Source organism: Stenotrophomonas sp. FW305-3-2-15-E-LB1 (assembly GCF_058787375.1).
In genome coordinates this window covers 131,847-145,646 of record NZ_JBYSZR010000003.1, presented here as the reverse complement: position 1 = coordinate 145,646, position 13,800 = coordinate 131,847, and the positions used below count along the sequence as shown (strand labels likewise).

The following is a 13,800-nucleotide window of genomic DNA, read 5'->3' as shown; positions in this document are numbered from 1 at the left end:
GCGCCCGCGCCCCTGCCGTCACCGCTGCTGATCCTCGGCATGGGCTGGAGCGGCCGCGTGCTGGCCGCCCGGTTACAGGCGTATGGCGTGCAGGTCGCCGGCACGGTTCGCGACCCGGCCGCGGTGGCCGACGATGGGCTGCTGCGGCACCGCCTGCACGCCGATGCCGCGCCATCGCCTGCACTCCTGCAGGACATCGCACAGGCGCAGGCCGTGCTCTGCAGCGTGCCGCCCGATGCACAGGGCGACCCTGCGCTGCGCCAGCTGCTGCCCGCCCTGCGGGCAAGCCCGTCGCTGCGCTGGATCGGTTACCTGTCCTCGACCGCGGTCTATGCCGACCGCAGCGGTGGCTGGATCGACGAAAGCAGCGTGGCCGATGCCAGCGAAGCGGCGGGCGTGCAACGTCGCCTGGCCGAGGCGCAGTGGCAGGCACTGGCCGATGAACGCGGCATCGCCTCGGCGGTCTTCCGCCTGCCGGGGCTGTACGGCCCGGGCCGCAATGCCTTGCTGCAGCTGGCTGAAGGACGCGCCCGCCACGTGGTGCGCCCGGGGCTGGTATTCAACCGGCTGCACGTGGAGGATCTGGCGGCGGTGGTCATCGCGGCGATGCAGCGGCCCACGCGGGATGGACTGTATCTGCCCGCCGATGACGAACCGGCGCCACCGCAGGAGGTGCTGGCGTACGCCGCGAAGCTGGGCGGCTTCACGCTGCCACCGGCGCTGGCCTGGGATGACCCGGCAGTGAGTGCGACGCTGCGGCGGTTCTACCAGAGCAACAAGCGCATCGACAGTCGCGGCACGCGTGAGGCACTGGGGTGGACGCCGCAGTTTGCGACGTACCGGGAGGGGCTGGAGGCACTGGCCGGACATGGCCTGGCCGGACCGCGCGGCGTCTGATTCCACCCGCTTCGCTCGCCGGGCGTGGCCCGGCGCTACCGCGCGGCGTCTGGTCCGGTAGTGCCGGCCGCTGGCCGGCAATCCACCGTGCTGCCGGCCAGCGGCCGGCACTACCGGGTCAGGCCGCGTCGGGCAGGCGGAAGAACGTGTGCGTGGCGGCGGTGGCGGTGGCGGCGGTCCTTCGGCATCGGCTTCAGCGTGCGCGGCACGCGCGAGGCGCTGGGGGGACGCCGCACCGCGCGGCGCCTGATTCCAACCGCTTCGCTCGCCGGGCATGGCCCGGCGCTACCGCGCGGCGTCTGATCCGGTAGTGCCGGCCGCTGGCCGGCAATCCACCGTGCTGCCGGCCAGCGGCCGGCACTACCGGGTCAGGTCGCGTCGGGCAGGCGGAAAAACGTGCGCGTGGCGGCGGTGGCGTTGGCGGCGGTCACCGCCACGTCTTCGCCACGGTCGCGGGCCAGTTCCTCGACGATGTGCGAAAGGAACATCGGTTCGTTCCGGCGGTCCTTCGGCATCGGCTTCAGCGTGCGCGGCAGCAAATACGGCGCGTCGGTCTCGATCATCAGGCGGTTGGCCGGGATGTTCTTCACCAGCTCGCGCAGGTGCGCGCCACGGCGCTCGTCGCACAGCCAGCCGGTGATGCCGATGTACCAGTCCTGGTCGAGGTAGTCGAACAGTTCATCGCGCTCGCCGGTGAAGCAGTGCACCACCGCCGGGCCAAGGCGGCCGTCGAAGTTCTTCATCTGCGCCATGAAATCGGCATGTGCATCGCGCTGGTGCAGGAACAGCGGCTTGCCAGTGTCCGCAGCCAGCTGCAGCTGGCGCTCGAATGCACGGTGCTGGGACGGGCGCGGCGAGAAATCACGGAAGTAATCCAGGCCGCATTCGCCTACCGCCACCACTTCCGGGTGCGCGTGCAGCGCGCGCATCTCGGCATCGCATTCCTCGGTGTATTCCACCGCATGGTGCGGATGCACGCCGGCCGTGGCATACAGGAAACCGGGGTGCTGCTGGGCCAGCTGCAGGGCCAGCGGCGAGTGCTCGCGGCTGGCACCGGTGATGACCATCTGCACCACGCCAGCCTGCCGTGCGCGGTCCAGGACGGCATCGCGGTCGCGGTCGAAGGAGTCGTGGGTCAGGTTGGCGCCGATATCGATCAGATGCATGGTCATCGCGGGGGAAAAGTGCCCGCGCATTGTACCCGCGCCGGCCATGGCCCCTTATCCTTTGCACATGAACGCCCCGCTCTTCCCGATTTCCCAGCTGCTGCCGCAGATCCAGCAGCAGCTGGCCGCGCAGCCGCGCCTGGTGCTGGAAGCACCGCCCGGTGCCGGCAAGACCACCCAGGTGCCACTGGCCCTGCTCGATGCACCGTGGCTGCAGGACCGGAAGATCATCCTGCTGGAACCGCGCCGGGTGGCCGCGCGCAGTGCCGCGCTGTTCATGGCGCGGCAGCTGGGCGAGGACGTGGGCGGCACCGTTGGTTACCGCATCCGCTTCGAGAACAAGGTCTCGGCGCGCACGCGGATTGAAGTCGTCACCGAGGGCATCCTGACCCGCATGCTGCAGGACGACCCGATGCTGGAAACGGTCGGCGCGATCCTGTTCGATGAATTCCACGAGCGCCATCTCAGCGGCGACCTTGGCCTGGCCCTGGCGCTGGACGTGCAGGCGCAGCTGCGCGACGACCTGCGCCTGGTGGTGATGTCGGCCACGCTGGATGGCGAGCGGCTGGCGCGTTTCCTCGATGCGCCGCGCCTCAGCAGCGAAGGACGCAGTTACCCGGTGGCGATCAGCCACTTCCCGGCACGCCGCGATGAAGCGCTGGAGCTGCAGGTGCGCCGTGCCGTGCAGCAGGCCCAGGCCGAACATCCCGGCGACCTGCTGGTGTTCCTGCCCGGCCAGCGCGAGATCGCGCGGGTGCAGGCGGGCCTGCAGGAATCGCTCGATGGCGGTGTCGAAGTGCTGGCGCTGCACGGCGAGCTGCCGGTGGAACAGCAGGCACGCGTGCTGCAGGCCGCCAGCGATGGCCGCCGCCGCGTGGTGCTGGCCACCAACGTGGCCGAATCGTCGGTGACCCTGCCCGGCGTGCGCGTGGTGATCGACAGCGGCCAGGCGCGTGAGCCGCGCTACGACCCCAACAGTGGCTTCACCCGGCTGGACGTGGTGGCCATCGCGCAGGCGTCGGCCGACCAGCGCGCTGGACGCGCCGGTCGCGTGGCCGAGGGCGTGGCGTGGCGGCTGTGGCCGCAGTCGCAGCGGCTGGAGCCACAGCGCCGCGCCGAGATCGACCAGGTGGAACTGGCCGGGCTGGCGCTGGAACTGGCCGCATGGGGCAGCAGTGATCTGCGTTTCCTCGACCCGCCGCCCTCCGGCCCGATGGCTGCCGCACGCGAGCTGCTGCAGCGGCTGGGCGCGCTGTCGGACACCGGCGCAATCACCGCGCTGGGCCGTCGCGTGCTGGCGCTGGGCACCCACCCGCGCATGGCGGCGATGCTGCTGGCCGCACCCGATGCACGCGCGCAGGCGCTGGCCGCCGATCTGGCCGCGCTGCTGGAGGCACGCGATCCGCTGCGCCAGGGGGGTGATGCGCTGGCGACGCGGTGGCGTGCGCTGGCCGCCTTCCGCAATGGCCGCGCACCGTCCGATGCCAACCGCAGCGGCCTGGCCGCCATCGACGCAGCCGCCAAGCAGTGGCGGCGCCGACTGCGCTGCGACGCCACTCCGCCCACCAGCATCGAGGCGCATGAGCTGGGCGACCTGCTGGCCCACGCCTTCCCCGACCGCATCGCCTTCCAGCACCCCAGCGACCCGCTGCGCTACCTGCTGGCCAATGGCCGCAGCGCGCGCCTGCACGAACTGAGCGATCTGCGCGGCGAACCCTGGCTGGTGGCCAGCGAGCTGCGCTTCGAGGCACGCGACGCGCTGCTGCTGCGCGCTGCGCCGGTGGATGAGAATGGCCTGCGCAAGGCGTGGCCGGAGCGCTTCGTGACCGAAGACGCCGTGCGCTGGGACAGCGAACGCCGCGCCCTGGTGGCCCTGCGCGAAACCCGCTTTGATCGCATCGTGCTGGACAGCCGCTCGGCCGGCCGGGTCGATCCGCAGCAGGCCGCGCAGGCGTTGACCGATGCGGTGGCCGAGCTGGGCCTGTCCGCGCTGCCGTGGACGGAGGGCCTGCGCCAGTGGCAGGCCCGGGTGGAATCACTGCGCCGCTGGATGCCCGAGCTCGGCCTGCCCGACTGCAGCGATGATGCCCTGCTGGCCACGCGCGCGCGGTGGCTGCAGCCAGCGTTTGCCGGCAAGACGCGGCTGGATGCGCTGGACGAAGCCAGCTTCGGCGAAGCGCTGAAGTCACCGCTGGAGTGGTCGCAGCGGCAACTGGTGGAACGCCATGCGCCGACCCGCATCACCGTGCCCTCCGGGCTGGAGCGGCCGATCAGCTACGCGCTGGACAGCGAGAGCGGCGAACCGCTGCCGCCGGTGCTGGCGGTGAAGCTGCAGGAGCTGTTCGGCCTGGCCGACACCCCGCGCATCGCCGATGGCCGCGTGCCGCTCACCCTGCACCTGCTCTCGCCCGGCGGCCGCCCGCTGCAGGTCACCCAGGACCTGCGCAACTTCTGGGAAAACACCTATGCCGAGGTGAAGAAGGAGATGAAGGGCCGCTACCCGCGCCATCCCTGGCCGGACGACCCGTGGACGGCGACCGCCACGCACCGGGCCAAGCCGCGCGGAACGTGAGGGGTAGTGCCGGCCGCTGGCCGGCAGACGCCGTGTCCCCATGCACCAGGATTTGCCGGCCAGCGGCAAGCACTACCGGCTGCCCACCCTGCCTGATCCTGAATGGCTGGGGTAGAGTCACCTCATCGACTGCCCTGACTGACATACCGTTTACAGGCAGCAGGACACACTGGACTTCGACCCGAGGCAAAGGACCCCCCGCATGAGCAAGCTGACCGTAATCACCGACCGCGCCCTGGAGCGTGCCCTGGAACTGGCGCACACCGCCGGCGATGGCCTGAAGAGTGCGGGTGGCAGCCTGCGCCATCTCGGCCCGCAGGCCAGTGACTGGATCAAGACCGGCGCCGCCGTGGGTGCGGTGAAGACCGGCGGCAAGGTCGCCACCAAGTTCGTGCGCCGCAACCCGGCCGTGGCCGTGGCTGCTGCAGCCGTGGGCGTGGGCCTGCTGGGCTACGCGCTGTACCGCAAGCAGCAGAAGAAGAAGGCCGGCAACGGCCATGTGGTCAACGGCCAGGCGCAGCGCATCAACGCGCGTGACCGCCGCAACGACACCGTGGTGGACGAGCACAGCGACATCGGCAGCGACGCGTGATGTAGGCCTGGGTCGGATCCCTTCCGCAGGAAGGGCGCTGGCCGGGGACCAGAAGGGCCGGACGCCGCAAGGCCTCCGGCCTTTTTTGTTTCAGCCGATCTGCCGCCACTGCCCCGGCTGCAGGTCATCCAGGCGGTAGGGGCCCATCGCCACGCGCACCAGGCGCAGGGTGGGCAGGTTCGCCGCCGCGGTCATCCGCCGCACCTGGCGGTTGCGGCCTTCGCGGATCGTGATGGCCAGCCAGCTGTCGGGCACGGTCTTGCGGAAACGCACCGGCGGATCACGCAGCCACAGTTCCGGCGCCGGATCGAGGCGCTCGATCTTCGCCGGCAGGGTCGGCCCATCGTTCAGCACCACGCCATCGCGCAGCTGCTGCAACTGCTCATCGCTGGGCGTGCCTTCCACCTGCACCCAGTAGGTCTTGTCGGCCTTGTGCTTCGGGTCGGTCAGCTTGTGCGCCAGGGTGCCGTTGTCGGTCAGCAGCAGCAGGCCCTCGCTGTCATGGTCCAGCCGGCCCGCCGCGTACACGCGCGGCGGCAGGCCGAAACCGGCCAGGGTCGGCCGCGGCGGCACGCTGCGGTCGGTGAACTGGCAGAGCACGTTGAAGGGCTTGTTGAAGGCAATCAGCATTGCGGGCACGGCAGGCAGTGGATGCGGCATTGTCCCACGCCGCGCTGCGCGCCCGGAATTGCAGGGCCGAGCCCACGCTCGGCCGCCTTCCTCAGCCGAAGACCTTCCATTCCAGCAGGAACGAACCCAGCACCAGCGCGATACCGCATGCGGCGATGACATTGGCGCGGCGCCGCAGGCGTGCGAGCGGCGGGCTGGCCCGGCGCGCCCGTTCTTCCAGCAGCGCGCCGGCGAACACCACGGCAAACCCCACCGTCGCCATCAGATCGTAGGCATGGCCACCGTAAAACACGAAATCAAACAGCCGCGCCAGTACCAGCACCGCGACGAAGATGTAGAAGACCTTGTTCAACCGTCCACTCCCTTGGGGGCAGCGCCGGGCGTGGCCCGGCGCCATGCAGCCGGGCATGGGCCCGGCTCTACATTCAGGGCTTCACGAAACGCAGGGTCATGCGGTCGCTTTCGCCGATGGCCTGGTACTTCGCATCGTCGGCCTTGTCATGCTGGTTGGTCGGCGGCAGGGTCCACACGCCATTCGGATGATCCTTGGTATCACGCGGGTTGGCATTGACCTCGGTGCGCGCGTCCAGCTTGAAACCCGCGGCCTCGGCCATGGCGATGACCTGCTGCTGGCCGACATAGCCGGTGTCATCGTCGTCGGCGACGTCGGCCTTGGCGCGGTGTTCGACCACGCCCAGCACGCCGCCCGGCTTGAGCACGTTGAAGAACCCCTGGAACATGCCCTGGGCCTGGCCGGCCTTGCGCCAGTTGTGCACGTTGCGGAAGGTCAGCACCACATCGGCTGAATTGGCCGGGCCGAACACCGGCTTGGCCGGGTCGTAGCCCACCACGGCGGCCTTGTCGAACTGGGCCGGTGCACCGGCGAACTTCTTTTCCAGGCCATCGCGGCTGCGCTGCTGGTAATCACGGCCCCGGCCTTCGGGCACGGCAGACGGATCGACCACGGCAGCAATGTAGTGGCCCTTGTCACGCAGCAACGGCGCCAGGATTTCCGAATACCAGCCGTTGCCGGGCGTGATTTCGATGACGGTCTTTTCCGGCGAGACCTTGAAGAAGGCCAGCGACTGCGCCGGATGGCGGTAGTTGTCGCGCTTGACGTTGGCAGGGTCGCGGGTGGACGCTTTCACCGCCGCGTCGATGGCCGGCGTGACCTGGATCTTCGCCGGTGCCACCGTGGCCGGGGCAGCGAATGCGGGGACAGCAACAAGCAGGGCCGAGGCAAGCAGCAGGCGGCAACCACGCAGGGACGAAGCAGCGATCATCGGGGCGATTCCAGCGGAAGATGCGGCGAGACTAGCAGCCACCGCGCGCAAGGTGTTCACAAAACGTTAGCCACGCGCCCGCGACGGAACACTGTTTTGTGTCCAGCGCCGCAGCGCGGTCACACATCGCGCTCTATGCTGCAGGACTACCCCCAAGGAGTCCGTGCCCATGACGGCAACCCGCGAACTGGGCCGTTCCGGCCTGCATGTACGTCCGCTCGCCTTCGGTGGCAACGTGTTTGGCTGGAGCGCCGATGAGAAGGCCAGCTTCGCCCTGCTCGATGCCTTCGTCGATGCCGGCTTCAACCTGGTCGACACCGCCGATGTCTATTCGGCCTGGGTGCCGGGCAACCAGGGTGGCGAATCGGAAACGCTGATCGGCAAGTGGTTCGCCCGCAGCGGCAAGCGTGACAAGGTCGTGCTCGCCACCAAGGTGGCCAAGTGGGCCGAGCGCCCCGGGCTGACGCCGGACAACATCAATGCTGCGGTGGAAGATTCGCTGCGCCGCCTGCAGACCGACGTCATCGATCTGTACCAGGCCCACGAGGACGATGAATCGACGCCGCTGGAAGCAACGCTGGCCGCGTTCGGGCGCCTGATCGAAGCGGGCAAGGTGCGCGCCATCGGTGCGTCCAACTACAGCGCCACGCGCCTGGCCGATGCGCTGAAGGTGTCCACCGATTACAAGCTGCCGCGCTATGAAACGCTGCAGCCGGAGTACAACCTGTACGACCGCGCCGGTTACGAGAAGGAGCTGGAACCGCTGGTGCAGCGCGAGCAGATCGGTGTGATCGGTTACTACGCACTGGCCAGCGGTTTCCTCAGTGGCAAATACCGCACCGCGGACGATGCCGCCAAGAGCCCGGCGCGCGGCGAGATGGTGGTCAAGCGCTATCTGAATCCGCGCGGCCTGCGCATCCTGCAGGCGCTGGATGACGTGGCCAGCAAGCACAGCGCCAGTGCCGCACAGATTGCACTGGCGTGGCAGATCGCACGGCCGTCGATCACCGCACCGATCGTCAGCGCCACCAGCGTCGAGCAGCTGCATGACCTGCTCGCGGCCGCCAACGTGGGCCTGAGCGTGCAGGACATCGCACAGCTGGATGCCGCCAGCGTTGAAGGCTGAGGCACGGCAAACCTGCAGACACCCCAGCGTGAATGGGTTGCGCACGCCATGAACGTCGTTTATCGTGCGCGCCACGTTTCAACCCGCAACGGAAGACCTTCCTTGAACACACCCGTCGTCGCCATCGCCAACCTGCTGCCATGCCTGCGCATGGACGTGGCGAAGCGTGCGCCGGGCGAGGAAAGCCTGCTGACAACGGCCTGATGCCCGCCCTGCGGAGATCGGCCACCCCGATCTCCGAGGACTGACGACGCCCTCGGACTGCACGTCCGGGGGCGTTTTCATCTGCGTCGATACAAGGACCCGCGATGCCAGCTCTGCACTCCGCGCGGCACGCCGCCGCACACTGATCCGGACACGCCTGCCGTGCCATGGCACGCGCCTGGCTCAGGCGGACCGATCTGCACACTTCAGCAGCGCCCTACCCCACGACGTGTCGTCGAGGGCGGGTGCCTGCACCTTCACTTCCGCAGCATCCGCGCTGCAACCACGGGCAGACGCCCACGGCCGTGCCGTGGTGCCGGCCCGTGCAGGACATTCACTACGAGATGGACATTCAACACAACTATCAATGGCTGCATGCCGAAGGCAGTACGCCGATCAAGGGCTGGGTGGACGGCGTTCCGCTGGAGGCCGAAGCCCACGCGCAGCTGCGCAACATCGCGGCGATCCCGTTCGTCGGGCCCTGGGTGGCGGTCATGCCCGACGTGCACCTGGGCAAGGGCGCGACCGTCGGCTCGGTGATCCCCACGCGGGGCGCGATCATTCCCGCGGCCGTGGGCGTGGACATCGGCTGTGGCATGGCCGCGGTGCGAACCACGCTGCGTGCCAACGACCTGCCTGATGACCTGCGCCAGCTGCGCAGCGGCATCGAGCGCAGCGTGCCGGTGGGCAACGGCCGCAGCGGCGAGCACCAGCGGCTGCCCGACAGCATCGGCACGCGGCTGGTGCAGTCCGGCCTGGCCGCGGGACTGGAGCAGATCAAGGAAAAGCACCGGCGGATCCGCACCGACAAGCTGGACTGCCAGCTGGGCACGCTGGGCGGCGGCAACCACTTCATCGAACTGTGCCTGGACGAGACCGATGCGGTGTGGGTGATGCTGCACAGCGGTTCGCGCGGCACCGGCAACCTGATCGGGACCTACTTCATCGAACAGGCGCGGCGCGAACTGGAACGCCGCGTGCTCGGCTTCCATCTGCCGGACAAGGACCTGGCGTTCTTCATGGAGGGCGAGCCGCTGTTTGATGATTACGTGCAGGCGGTGTCATGGGCGCAGGACTACGCACGGCAGAACCGCGAGGCGATGATGGCGCGGGTGCTGGCCGAGATGCGCCAGCGCCTGCCGAAGTTCAAGCTGGCCGCGATGGCGGTGAACTGCCACCACAACTACGTGCAGAAGGAAACGCATGCAGGGCAGGAACTGCTGGTGACGCGCAAGGGTGCGGTCAGCGCGCGCGAAGGCGAGCTGGGCATCATTCCCGGCAGCATGGGCACGCGCAGCTACATCGTGCGCGGCAAGGGCAGCACCGACAGCTTCCATAGCTGCAGCCACGGCGCCGGCCGGGTGATGAGCCGTGGCGCGGCGCGGCAGCAGATCACCCTGGCGCAGCACCGCGAGGCCACCGCGCACGTGGAATGCCGCAAGGACAGCGGCGTGCTGGATGAATCACCGGCGGCGTACAAGTCGATCGATGATGTGATGGCCGCGCAGCGCGACCTGGTGGAGGTGGTGCACACGCTCCGCCAGGTGCTGTGCGTGAAGGGGTGATGGTTGCATCCACGCATGGCGTGGATCTGCTGGGACAGCGCGCCGTTCAGCGCGGCACGCTGTCCTCGGCCACCAGCGCGTGGTGCACGCCGATGCCTGCACGCACGCCTTCAGCCATTGCCAGGGTGATGTTGCCGACCGTGGTCGCATCACCGGCGGCATGCACGTTCGGCACCGAGGTCTGCTTCATCATGTCGACCTCCACCAGCACGCCCATCGGGCTTTCCACCAGGGTGCAGCCGAGCTGCTGCACCAGCGGCGTGGCCATCTGCTGCATCGCCGGCACGAACAGGGCGCGCTGGGCGATGCGGCGGCCATCGGCCAGTTCCACTTCCAGCCAGGTGGGCTGCTCGCCCTGCACGCCCACCACCGGGAGGGTTTCAACCTGCACGCCGCGCTGCTGCATGGCGGCCTGCTCTTCATCGCTGATGGGCAGGCCCTGGCTGAAGAAGGTGACATTGCCCCACTCGGCGAACAGCGGCGCCTTGGCCGCCGACATCGGGTGACCGCCAAGCAGGCCGATGGCACCGCCCCCGACTTCATAGCCATGGCAGTACGGGCAATGCAGCACGGTGCTGCCCCAGCGATCGGCCAGGCCCGGCAGATCGGGCAACTGGTCAGCAATGCCGGTGGCCAGCAGCAGCTTGCGGGCGGCCAGCACCTGGCCATCGGCAGTGCGCACGTCCACGCCCTCGGCGTTGGCCTGCGCGTGCACCACCTCGCCCTGCAGCCAGCGCACGGTGGGGTAGTCGAGCAACTGCTGGCGCGCGTTCTTCAGCAGCTCGGCGCCGCTGATGCCGTCCTGCCCCAGCACGCCGTGCGAGTGGCTGGCGGCGCGATTGCGCGGCAGGCCGCTGTCGATGATCGTGACCGGGCGGCGCGCACGGGCCAGGATCAGGCCGGCGGCGATGCCGGCATAGCTGCCGCCGACGATGAGGACATCAGGATTCATGGTGACCTTCCAGGGAACGGTGATGGGCAAGATGGCGGGCGAAATCGGCGCCCAGCTGGTCCAGGGTGCTGGCCTGCAGGCGCGCTTCGAGCAGGCGCTGGGCCTCGCGCGCGCCGTCCTGCAGGGCCTGGTTGACCAGCTGCTGGATGGGGCAGCCACCGCCGTTGTCGCGGTTGCCGACCTGCACCAGTGGCGGCGCGCCGACGGCCAGGTAGATGTCATGCAGGCTGATCTGCGCCGCCTCGCGCGCCAGCTGGCTGCCACCGCCATGGCCGCGCGTGCTGCGCACCAGGCCGGCCTTGTGCATCTGTGCCAGCAGGCGGCGGATGACCACCGGATGGGTGGGGAGGCAGGCAGCCAGTTGTTCGGACGTGCGCGGGCCTTCCTGGCCGACCAGATGGGCCATCACGTGCAGCGCGTCGGAGAGCGGGTTGGCGGATTTCATGTAACTACGATAGTTACATTTAAACCCGCTGTCGAGGGTCCGCTTTCGTTCCATATGGACACATCTGTCCTATGAAACATTTTCTTCACCTCTCTAAACGCAACGGTAATGTGATCGGCTTCGCACTTCAGAGGGCTCAAGCGCGGTCGATACCGCATCGCCTCCCTTCCGTGAGTCCGCCCCATGAACGCCTCCTCCCGTGCGCCGCGGCTGCAGTCGAAGCTGCTTGGTGCTGTATCCGTCGGCCTGGCCATCGTCCTGCTGTGCGCCCTCGCGGGCCTGGCATCGGCGTGGCTGAAGCTGTCCACCGAAGTGCCCGCGGAGGTCGCCCACAGCCGCGCTGCCGAGCACCTGCAGCGTGAGTTCCGCGGCCAGGTGCAGGAATGGAAGAACGTGCTGCTGCGCGGCCACGACGAAGCGCTGCGCCAGCGCCACCTGCAGGCCTTCGATGACGAGGGCAAGCGTGTGGAGGCACTGGCCAGCGGCCTGGCCACCAGCCCCGATGCGCGCACCCGCGACATGGCGAAGGCCTTCAGCGCCCTGCACGCGCAGCTGCAGAAGGACTACCACGCCGCCCTGCAGGCCTTTGCCGAAGCCGGCTACGACCCTGCCGCCGGTGACAGGCTGGTACGCGGCAAGGATCGTCCGGTGGCGGCGGCGCTGGATGCGCTGGGCACGCACGCCTCGCAGGTGGCCGAAGCCGCGGTGGCCGCGCGTTCGCAGCAGGCACGGCGCACGCTGGTGGTGTGCGCGGTGCTGACCATCACCGCAGCGGTGCTGTTGCTGGCCGGCCTGGGCTGGTGGCTGCGGCGTGCCGTGGTGCAACCGGTGCTGGCGGTGGAAGCCGCCGCACGCGCGGTGGCCGCCGGTGACCTGGACCATGTGGTGCGGGTGCACAGCCGCGATGAGATCGGCCGCCTGGCGCAGGCCATGCAGGCCGTACAGGGCACCCTGCGCGACGTGCTTGCCGCACAGGCGGCGATGGCGCAGGCACACGACGCCGGCACCATCAGCCACCGCATGCAGGCCGCCGCGTTCCCCGGCGCGTACGGACGCATGGTGGCCGACACCAACGCGCTGGTCGACGCACACATCCAGGTGAAGATGCGCGCGATCGCGGTCATGGGCCGCTATGCGGTGGGCGACCTCAGCCAGGACATGGAACGCCTGCCGGGCGAGAAGGCGGTGATCACCGAGGCGCTGGATGTGGTCAAGCGCAATCTCGGCGCGATCAACGGCGAGATCCGCCGCCTGGCCGGTGCTGCGGCGGCCGGCGATTTCAGCCAGCGCGGCGACACCGCACGTTTCGAGCATGACTTCCGCGCGATGGTCGAAGGCCTGAACCAGCTGATGCAGGGCACCGAACAGAACCTGGGCGAGGTATCGGCGATGCTGCGGGCGATTGCCGATGGCCGCCTGGGCGCGCGCATGCACGGCGATTTCCAGGGCGTGTTCGCGCGCATCGCCAGCGATGCCAACACCACCGCGGCACAGCTGGCGACCATTGTTACCGACATCAAGCACACCTCGGGCAACATCCATTCGGCTGCCGCCGAGATTGCTGCTGGCAACAACGATCTGTCGCGCCGCACCGAACAGCAGGCGGCCAACCTGGAAGAGACCGCCGCTTCGATGGAGGAACTGACCTCCACCGTGCGCCAGAATGCCGAGCATGCGCGCCAGGCCAACCAGCTGGCGATCGGCGCGCATGGCGTGGCCTCGCAGGGCGGCGAAGTGGTCGGCCAGGTGGTGGCGACCATGGGCGCGATCGAGACCTCCTCGCGGCAGATCGCGGCAATCATCAGCGTCATCGATGGCATCGCGTTCCAGACCAACATCCTGGCGTTGAACGCAGCCGTGGAAGCGGCGCGTGCCGGCGAACAGGGCCGTGGCTTCGCGGTGGTGGCCAGCGAGGTGCGCACCCTGGCGCAGCGTTCGGCGGCGGCTGCCAAGGAGATCAAGACCCTGATCGAAGCCTCGGTGGAACAGGTCGGCCACGGCGCCCAGCGCGTGCGCCAGGCGGGAGACACGATGGCCGAGATCGTGGCGTCGGTGCAGCGCGTGACCGACATCATGGCCGAGATTTCCGCGGCGTCACAGGAACAGAGCGCGGGCATCGAGCAGGTCAGCCAGACCGTCATCCAGATGGATGGCACCACCCAGCAGAACGCGGCGCTGGTGGAAGAAGCCAGTGCAGCCGCGCGCAGCCTGGAGCAGCAGGCGGACCGCTTGATTGAAGCGGTGGATGTGTTTGATCTGTCGAGTGCGGCGACGACGCAGGGCGGCTTCGCGCGCGCGGCATGACGGTGTTGAATGGGTAGCGCCCGACCGTTGGTCGGGCGACGGCAGGATCAGTGCGGACCAACGG

Annotated in this window: 12 protein-coding genes; 6 read left to right on the top strand and 6 right to left on the bottom strand. The window is 69.1% G+C overall.

Annotated features, from left to right (window positions below; genetic code table 11):
* Nucleotides 1-39 precede the first annotated feature (39 nt).
* Nucleotides 40-897: an NAD-dependent epimerase/dehydratase family protein gene (locus tag AC3WL7_RS03900; protein ID WP_492749482.1), complete on the top strand. Its 858-nt coding sequence runs from the start codon at nucleotides 40-42 to the stop codon at nucleotides 895-897.
* 368 nt (nucleotides 898-1,265) lie between these two features.
* On the opposite strand, the gene AC3WL7_RS03895 is transcribed toward AC3WL7_RS03900, so the two are convergent.
* Entirely contained in the window at nucleotides 1,266-2,063 is a 798-nt protein-coding gene (locus tag AC3WL7_RS03895) for a TatD family hydrolase (RefSeq protein ID WP_492749405.1), read from the bottom strand.
* Between the two features lie 67 nt (nucleotides 2,064-2,130).
* Here AC3WL7_RS03895 and hrpB point away from each other — a divergent pair, with 67 nt between their 5' ends.
* Both hrpB and AC3WL7_RS03885 read left to right on the top strand, forming a co-directional pair.
* The gene (hrpB, locus tag AC3WL7_RS03890) at nucleotides 2,131-4,635 is read left to right on the top strand and encodes an ATP-dependent helicase HrpB (RefSeq protein ID WP_492749404.1); all 2,505 of its coding nucleotides are present in this window, start codon (nucleotides 2,131-2,133) and stop codon (nucleotides 4,633-4,635) included.
* A gap of 202 nt (nucleotides 4,636-4,837) precedes the next feature.
* A complete protein-coding gene (locus tag AC3WL7_RS03885) occupies nucleotides 4,838-5,227 on the top strand; it encodes a hypothetical protein (protein WP_079224180.1) in 390 nt (129 codons plus the stop codon).
* 90 nt (nucleotides 5,228-5,317) lie between these two features.
* Here the strand turns inward: AC3WL7_RS03885 and AC3WL7_RS03880 are convergent, their stop codons facing one another.
* The 3 genes from AC3WL7_RS03880 to AC3WL7_RS03870 all read right to left on the bottom strand — a co-directional run bounded on the left by AC3WL7_RS03880 (nucleotide 5,318) and on the right by AC3WL7_RS03870 (nucleotide 7,140).
* Nucleotides 5,318-5,857, bottom strand: coding sequence for a pseudouridine synthase (locus AC3WL7_RS03880; protein ID WP_492749402.1), 540 nt, complete (start codon nucleotides 5,855-5,857; stop codon nucleotides 5,318-5,320).
* Nucleotides 5,858-5,948: 91 nt separating this feature from the next.
* Nucleotides 5,949-6,209 (bottom strand): hypothetical protein, encoded by a 261-nt coding sequence (locus AC3WL7_RS03875; protein ID WP_108747654.1) that lies wholly within the window; start codon nucleotides 6,207-6,209, stop codon nucleotides 5,949-5,951.
* A 73-nt stretch (nucleotides 6,210-6,282) separates the two neighbouring features.
* Nucleotides 6,283-7,140: a class I SAM-dependent methyltransferase gene (locus AC3WL7_RS03870; RefSeq protein ID WP_312735620.1), complete on the bottom strand. Its 858-nt coding sequence runs from the start codon at nucleotides 7,138-7,140 to the stop codon at nucleotides 6,283-6,285.
* A gap of 169 nt (nucleotides 7,141-7,309) precedes the next feature.
* On the opposite strand from AC3WL7_RS03870, the gene AC3WL7_RS03865 reads away from it, so the two are divergent.
* Together AC3WL7_RS03865 and AC3WL7_RS03860 are read left to right on the top strand one after the other, a co-directional pair.
* On the top strand, nucleotides 7,310-8,266 hold the full coding sequence (locus AC3WL7_RS03865; protein ID WP_492749400.1) for an aldo/keto reductase: 957 nt from the start codon (nucleotides 7,310-7,312) through the stop codon (nucleotides 8,264-8,266).
* Nucleotides 8,267-8,814: 548 nt separating this feature from the next.
* Nucleotides 8,815-10,035, top strand: a complete 1,221-nt coding sequence (locus AC3WL7_RS03860) for an RtcB family protein (RefSeq protein WP_200733112.1) — start codon at nucleotides 8,815-8,817, stop codon at nucleotides 10,033-10,035.
* 46 nt (nucleotides 10,036-10,081) lie between these two features.
* Here AC3WL7_RS03860 and AC3WL7_RS03855 read toward each other — a convergent pair whose 3' ends face one another.
* Together AC3WL7_RS03855 and AC3WL7_RS03850 are read right to left on the bottom strand one after the other, a co-directional pair.
* Nucleotides 10,082-10,987, bottom strand: a complete 906-nt coding sequence (locus tag AC3WL7_RS03855) for an NAD(P)/FAD-dependent oxidoreductase (RefSeq protein ID WP_492749399.1) — start codon at nucleotides 10,985-10,987, stop codon at nucleotides 10,082-10,084.
* The gene (locus AC3WL7_RS03850) at nucleotides 10,977-11,432 is read right to left on the bottom strand and encodes an Rrf2 family transcriptional regulator (RefSeq protein ID WP_079224195.1); all 456 of its coding nucleotides are present in this window, start codon (nucleotides 11,430-11,432) and stop codon (nucleotides 10,977-10,979) included. Before AC3WL7_RS03850 ends, AC3WL7_RS03855 begins: the two co-directional genes overlap by 11 nt.
* Nucleotides 11,433-11,615: 183 nt before the next feature.
* On the opposite strand from AC3WL7_RS03850, the gene AC3WL7_RS03845 reads away from it, so the two are divergent.
* Complete coding sequence (locus AC3WL7_RS03845) at nucleotides 11,616-13,736, top strand: methyl-accepting chemotaxis protein (RefSeq protein WP_492749398.1); 2,121 nt, start codon at nucleotides 11,616-11,618, stop codon at nucleotides 13,734-13,736.
* Nucleotides 13,737-13,800 lie beyond the last annotated feature (64 nt).

Coding starts and splice junctions, on each gene's coding strand:
- AC3WL7_RS03900 (WP_492749482.1), top strand. CDS start 40: ATGGGCTGGAGCGGCCGCGTGCTGGCCGCCCGGTTACAGGCGTATGGC.
- AC3WL7_RS03895 (WP_492749405.1), bottom strand. CDS start 2,063: ATGCATCTGATCGATATCGGCGCCAACCTGACCCACGACTCCTTCGAC.
- hrpB (WP_492749404.1), top strand. CDS start 2,131: ATGAACGCCCCGCTCTTCCCGATTTCCCAGCTGCTGCCGCAGATCCAG.
- AC3WL7_RS03885 (WP_079224180.1), top strand. CDS start 4,838: ATGAGCAAGCTGACCGTAATCACCGACCGCGCCCTGGAGCGTGCCCTG.
- AC3WL7_RS03880 (WP_492749402.1), bottom strand. CDS start 5,857: ATGCTGATTGCCTTCAACAAGCCCTTCAACGTGCTCTGCCAGTTCACC.
- AC3WL7_RS03870 (WP_312735620.1), bottom strand. CDS start 7,140: ATGATCGCTGCTTCGTCCCTGCGTGGTTGCCGCCTGCTGCTTGCCTCG.
- AC3WL7_RS03865 (WP_492749400.1), top strand. CDS start 7,310: ATGACGGCAACCCGCGAACTGGGCCGTTCCGGCCTGCATGTACGTCCG.
- AC3WL7_RS03860 (WP_200733112.1), top strand. CDS start 8,815: ATGGACATTCAACACAACTATCAATGGCTGCATGCCGAAGGCAGTACG.
- AC3WL7_RS03855 (WP_492749399.1), bottom strand. CDS start 10,987: ATGAATCCTGATGTCCTCATCGTCGGCGGCAGCTATGCCGGCATCGCC.
- AC3WL7_RS03850 (WP_079224195.1), bottom strand. CDS start 11,432: ATGAAATCCGCCAACCCGCTCTCCGACGCGCTGCACGTGATGGCCCAT.
- AC3WL7_RS03845 (WP_492749398.1), top strand. CDS start 11,616: ATGAACGCCTCCTCCCGTGCGCCGCGGCTGCAGTCGAAGCTGCTTGGT.